Consider the following 5,652-nt stretch of genomic DNA (forward strand, 5'->3'; position numbering starts at 1 on the left):
GTAACAATATGAGTATTTTTGAGACTAAGAGATGATTTGCTAATATCGGTTATTGCCGCACTCATGCCGCTTCGAGTGCCAATCAAATACCTTACTGATTGCCCGATCTTTAACTGTGTTGCTGGAATAGCCATAAATGTTAAAAGTGTAAGTTAAGCAGTAGTCTGGTTGGATGCTCCCGGCTCAAGCGCTTGAGCCTGGGCGATCACTAAATATTGCTTTTTATTTTGGTATTTCTCTTTAGCCTCAGCTTTTGTTGAGGCTTTTTATTGTTGAGAGAGATCGTGCCATTGCTTGATGAACAATATTTAAGATAAGAATCGTTTCTACTTGTTGAGCAACTCTAAATGCCAGGTATAAAATCCAATCTGCTCAGGAACCCTAGTGAATCGCCCTGTGCGATGACCCCGTGATAACTCATTCAATACCTTGTTTTTCACTTCTCTAATCTCAGCCGCAGTGAGTTCGCCATAGATTCCGTTGGTAATTTCTGAAACCCCGAAAACTTTACCCGAATTATTTTTTAGAAAAGTTGTTAGTGCATCAATTAAAAACTGACCCTGAAATTCTTCGAGCATTGGTATCTCTTTGGGCTGAGGCGGCAAAACTTGTTTCTTATTTTTGCCTTTGACTCTGGTGGACGAATTTTTCGTCTCCGGTTTTGGTAGCAAAGTTAAAGACAGAGTATAGTATCCGGGCGATCCTGGGACACTGAACCATTTGTTAGTTTCCTTGCCCTTAATGAGGGATGATTGAACTCTGTGTTTTAGCACTTTAAACACTTCTGTCTGTAAGTCCCCATAGAGCATTTTGACAATAAAATCGATGTGAACAATTGTGCCAATGTGTTCTGCCAAAACCTGTTCAATAGCTTCCGGGCGAGACAGGGATTGAAAAATAGGCAGCATGGCCGTCTCGGTTCCATAGAGCGCTTGCTGTTGAGTTGATGTTTCTATCGGTGGCTCTAGGAGGAATGGACTATCTGTAGCTGCATCAGATTCTTCACCTGACCAAGCTTGTATAAGTGTGAATATGTTTTGTTGAGTGGAGTCAAGCAATTGGGTTGCGACTGTTGATGTATCCTGTGAATCGTCTAATAAAGGATGGGTAATAGGTTCAACATCGTCATTAACAGATTCCTCACTTAAGAATAAGAAGAAGTTTTTTCCTTTTTCAGAGGTGAATTCTTCATTATCATTATCTACCTCCTCAGTCAAAGGGCAGTTAGATAATAGAGCTTCTACATGAGTGAGATTTGCTTTGGCTAGGGTATATAATTTTTCGTACTCTTCTACAAGAGGTGCGTAGTAATCTCGCAATGCGAATAGTGACTCGATTGCTTTTTGGGGAGGTGATAAAGGAAAGGGGCTATTCATCTTTGGAGTTAACTATACCTTACGACACTCGTATAGTTATGAAACGACATCGAGTGAATTAGAAAAGAATTAACAGTTTCAGACCTATTGTAAAGTATTTGAGTAAGTTGAAGCTCCGCTCTGCTTTTCATGTTGTCAAAACGATTCATGCTATGAGGAAATCGCGTTACCCCAAAAGCAATCGAGTGCATTCCCCCTTGGTGTTATGTGAGGAACTGCACTCGTCGAATTTTACTTATTTAAGCAGTTGTGAATTTATAAGTTTTTCCATTTTTCAAGGGTGAGACAAGGTTGTAAAGCAGCACTCGGCATGAATCCAGTGGAAGAAACACCGAAATTGTTTAAAGAAGCAATTTCATTTTCGGCATTATTAATGGCTACTCGTATAGCTTTGGTCTTATATTCAGGGGAAAGTTTATCAATTTTAGCGCTGTCGGGATTTGGAAGGGCAGAACCTTTTGTAAGTGAAAATTCGTGTATTTTGTAAAACTGATCTCCTCCTTCGGGTTTACCCAATTTTAAGCAACCTTTAGATTTGACAAACAAACCAACACTTTGCATATTGGGACTAAAATTACGCTTAGTGACAAACTTCACCTCTTGAACAGGGCCCCAAACAAGGACGGCTTCAGGAAAACCCTTAGCACGGACATCTCGACTTTCTTTACAGCCGTTGTTGTCTCGATCGAGAAACCCTTCACTACAAACTTTCCAATTAACTCTATACAGTTCGGGAGTAGTGTCAACAAATTTTTTGACTTCAGCTGCTTCTGCTTTCTCCTTTGCTGCAATCAATTCTTGCTCTTTTTCTAGAGTAATCTGCTCAGGCGTTTTACTCTGGCAAGAGATAATACCGCCACCGACGAACAAAGCTAAAGTAATGGCGATTTGTGAAGTTTTGAAAAGCATATTATTCTCACTTAATTTGAAGAAGAATTCAATTATTCTGAATGGGCCAAACCATAGCTATCTGCTAACAGGAGTCAGAATAAAGAGCGTGGGGAATTCAGACCCACCACTCGTATAGAATTCATACCTATTTTCTGAATTCTGACTCCTGACCCTTCGACTGTGCCCTTCGACTACGCTCAGGACAAGCTCAGGGCATCGCTTCTGAATTCTGTTTTGATAACTATTTATTCTCGAAAAAATCGGATAGTAAAAAAGCTAAATTTAGCTCAATTTGGAAAACTAATCTTATGTATTTCTGAGATTAATGGGAGCTAAATATCACTCTAGACAATATATAATAATTCGATTTCAAATAGCAAGCTAAAATCAGCAATTAACTATTAAAAAACTTGAACTTTTGCGATGAATTTATTTTGATTGAGGCAAAAGGGCTAATTTTATAACAGGATGTTAACAAAAAGCAATAGCCAGAAGTACGATATTTTTTTAGACTTCGAGCGATTCCTTTAAAGTGGGGGAATATGCCATAGTGTCTAAGTAAGAATTCAGCATGGGCTACACTCATTCTGGCAAAGTGAATTTTGATGTATTTAAGGTATCTTCTTATGGTAAAAAGCTAGCTTTTGCAGTAAGAGGAGGGAGAACAAAAAAGTTAGTGGAGAAATGGTAGAAGTTTGGCGATATTGGGAATTTGAGCATCCATCAAGTTCTGTAGTAAGAGTGATAGCAACACCAACAGGGCTAGAGTTATTTGCAGTGGATGTATTGCAAATAGTAGCTCCAATTTTAAATGATGATTTCGTGAGATCAATTGAAGTTCAGAAACGATTAGTGATGATGGAGAATAATCAAGTGAGTTTGGTATCGACACTCAGCGCTCTATCGATTCACTCATTAATATCACGAACAAGTGCAGTAGAACACAATGTAGTTAGGCAATTTATGCAATGGGTAAGAACAAATGTAATGCCAGTGTTTAAAAATGATGTGACAATGATTGCAGTCGAGCAACCCAAATACTTATTTCAAGAAATAGATTACTCTCGGAAAGATTCTTTGATAAAGTATTTGTATTTTCAGAATAGTGAGTCTTGGTCATCAAATAGTATTGATTTATATTTAAAGTTCATTTTTAAAAAGCTTCCATTGCCAGCTAGCTGTCCTCAGACTATTGATTTAAATGGGATTGACTTCAGAAATAAATATTTTCAAGTATTAAAAACAGTAATAAGGTCAGTGAGCAGTTATGAATATGTTTATGAAGATTTGGTGATCCGGCCGGAAAATTTATTGATAGCTCAATCATTAGATTTGTTAGTTTATTATCATTTAAATAAATTAAATGATTTGGATTTAAATCAGGTACTAGAACAAGGATTAATACTACAAGCTCTGGGGACAATGGTTAATAAATCAATTGAGAATTTCAAGGATTTAAAACCAATGTATTTAAATCTATTAAACTACTTTTCAGCAGAGATGCTAGCACTGGACTAAATTCTGAGACTGACTAAACATGAAATAGAGGAAAAAATCAGATGGCAAATATTTTAAACGATAAAGCAGAGATCCTTGGCGGAGCAGAAGAATTACTTTTGAAAACAGATGAAACAATAGAAACAGAAAGCACAGCAGAAAGCACAGAAGATGTACAGCAGCCAGAAGCAGTAGCCACAGATGAAGTGCGCTCCCTTGCGGGTGTAGGGATGAATGCGTTGTCTGAGGCTTCTAACCCCTTGGCTGTTGGGGCTGTCTCTTCTTCTCTAGACCTTGCACCCTATACCCCACACGCCGCCACAATGGGGCTAGGTGAAAAAACAGAAGCAGGAAATACAGTCCTGCCACAAACAAAAACCGCAGTCACCAATAAAAAACAGTGGAGTCGGAGATTAGTGATAGTGACAGGAGATAAAGGAGGAGTAGGGAAAAGTACTTTCGCCAGAGGATTAGCGCAAACATATTTGGATATGAAAAAAGAATTTTTGGCTTTTGATGCGGACATATCTAATTCTCATTTAAACAGATTTTACGGGGATCAATGTCTGGTAAGAAAACTAGATTTTTTTACAGAAGGGAATGTGGACATTTTTCTAGATGATTTGAAAGAGTTAATAGAGGATAGTCTAGACACAGAAGGGGCAGTTATCCCCGGAAAGTCTTTATTTTTACTGGAATTACTACCACAGTCCATGAGAATCTTAAGAGATGTTGTAGAACAAATGAAGTTCTTGTCTACAGTTGAAGAATTATATGATATGCGAGTAACAATCGTAATTGTAATTAGCCGAGTAATGGATTCAGTCAGGCAGTTGACAACTCTATATGATTTTTGTCAAGACCAAGTAGATTATGTCGTAGTGAAGAATTTGTTCTTCGGTTCGCCAGAAAACTTTGTCAGATATAAAGAGTCTTCAGACGTAACAACAATTAAGGATTTATTAAAAGAAAGGGAGATTCCCTTTCTGGAAATAACGATGCCAGATTTAATAGAACACGCTTATGATTATTTAGATAAGAATAGCTTGACGTTTAATCAAGGAATAGAGCAAAAAGAAAAACCATCAGTTAAAGGAAGGGTAAGTACTTGGATTAGCAAATTCAAGGAACAAGTTGGGTTGGCAAGAAGCATTTTAGGATTAAACGATGTCCCCCGTTTGTAGACGTTTAGTGATGACTGTAGGTGACTCGCGTGTGGGAAAGTCTACAGTTATCAAGTTATTGATTGAACTATTCCTTAGTCAAAATCAAACTGTTAAGATTTATAACCATGATAACCGTAATAAGTTCAAAGCTTATGAAGGTATAGTGCCAGTAGAAAGCTTAAATTTTTTCACTGACAACCCGGATTTGGTGTTAGACGATTTACTTAATGACTCATTAGATGTGATTTTTGTGGATATGCCGGGACAATATATCCAAGAAACCTGTAACTACATATATGAGGCTGATTTTTTTACTGTTTTGGCTGAACTCAACTGGAAATTAACATTCTTACAGCCAATTTCCCATAGAAGTGATTGCATGGAATATTTCTTGCAGCTATTAGATTTTGCAACGGACAATGCTAATTATGTCATAGTAAAAAATCAACATTTTGATACGAGGTTTAAAGAGTACAACCAATTAGTACAGCAAAAATTGCCATTGATTGGGGGCACAGAAATTAGATTAACAGCCTTGCACAGAGATCACTATCAAGGAATGGAGCATTTAAGCAAACCTTACTCACAATGTTTTCATGAGCAATCCCTATATGTGCTATATCGCTCATATATTTATCACTGGCTAAAAAATTTCTTTGATGCTGTAAAAAATAATCAAGTCGCTAGTATTTACTTAGAGGCTGTTTGAAAAGTCAAAGAAA

At 37.3% G+C, this 5,652-nt stretch carries 5 protein-coding genes; 3 read left to right on the forward strand and 2 right to left on the reverse strand.

Annotation, left to right across the window (positions count from 1 at the left end):
* Positions 1–326 precede the first annotated feature (326 nt).
* Both H6G26_RS37695 and H6G26_RS37700 read right to left on the reverse strand, forming a co-directional pair.
* The gene (locus H6G26_RS37695) at positions 327–1,376 is read right to left on the reverse strand and encodes a hypothetical protein (protein ID WP_190736748.1); all 1,050 of its coding nucleotides are present in this window, start codon (positions 1,374–1,376) and stop codon (positions 327–329) included.
* Positions 1,377–1,631: 255 nt separating this feature from the next.
* A complete protein-coding gene (locus H6G26_RS37700) occupies positions 1,632–2,285 on the reverse strand; it encodes a hypothetical protein (protein WP_190736751.1) in 654 nt (217 codons plus the stop codon).
* Positions 2,286–2,951: 666 nt separating this feature from the next.
* Here H6G26_RS37700 and H6G26_RS37705 point away from each other — a divergent pair.
* Genes H6G26_RS37705 through H6G26_RS37715 form a run of 3 tightly spaced genes read left to right on the forward strand, consistent with a single transcriptional unit; the run spans position 2,952 to position 5,639 of the window.
* Positions 2,952–3,785 carry a hypothetical protein gene (locus H6G26_RS37705; protein WP_190736753.1) on the forward strand — a complete coding sequence of 278 codons (834 nt, stop codon included), beginning with the start codon at positions 2,952–2,954 and terminating at the stop codon, positions 3,783–3,785.
* 41 nt (positions 3,786–3,826) lie between these two features.
* Complete coding sequence (locus H6G26_RS37710; RefSeq protein ID WP_190736755.1) at positions 3,827–4,948, forward strand: hypothetical protein; 1,122 nt, start codon at positions 3,827–3,829, stop codon at positions 4,946–4,948.
* 10 nt (positions 4,949–4,958) lie between these two features.
* Positions 4,959–5,639: a hypothetical protein gene (locus H6G26_RS37715; protein WP_242054253.1), complete on the forward strand. Its 681-nt coding sequence runs from the start codon at positions 4,959–4,961 to the stop codon at positions 5,637–5,639.
* Positions 5,640–5,652 lie beyond the last annotated feature (13 nt).

The sequence above is a fragment of the Nostoc sp. FACHB-888 genome (assembly GCF_014696655.1).
GTDB lineage: Bacteria > Cyanobacteriota > Cyanobacteriia > Cyanobacteriales > Nostocaceae > Nostoc.

Coding starts and splice junctions, on each gene's coding strand:
- H6G26_RS37695 (WP_190736748.1), bottom strand. CDS start 1,376: ATGAATAGCCCCTTTCCTTTATCACCTCCCCAAAAAGCAATCGAGTCA.
- H6G26_RS37700 (WP_190736751.1), bottom strand. CDS start 2,285: ATGCTTTTCAAAACTTCACAAATCGCCATTACTTTAGCTTTGTTCGTC.
- H6G26_RS37705 (WP_190736753.1), top strand. CDS start 2,952: ATGGTAGAAGTTTGGCGATATTGGGAATTTGAGCATCCATCAAGTTCT.
- H6G26_RS37710 (WP_190736755.1), top strand. CDS start 3,827: ATGGCAAATATTTTAAACGATAAAGCAGAGATCCTTGGCGGAGCAGAA.
- H6G26_RS37715 (WP_242054253.1), top strand. CDS start 4,959: ATGACTGTAGGTGACTCGCGTGTGGGAAAGTCTACAGTTATCAAGTTA.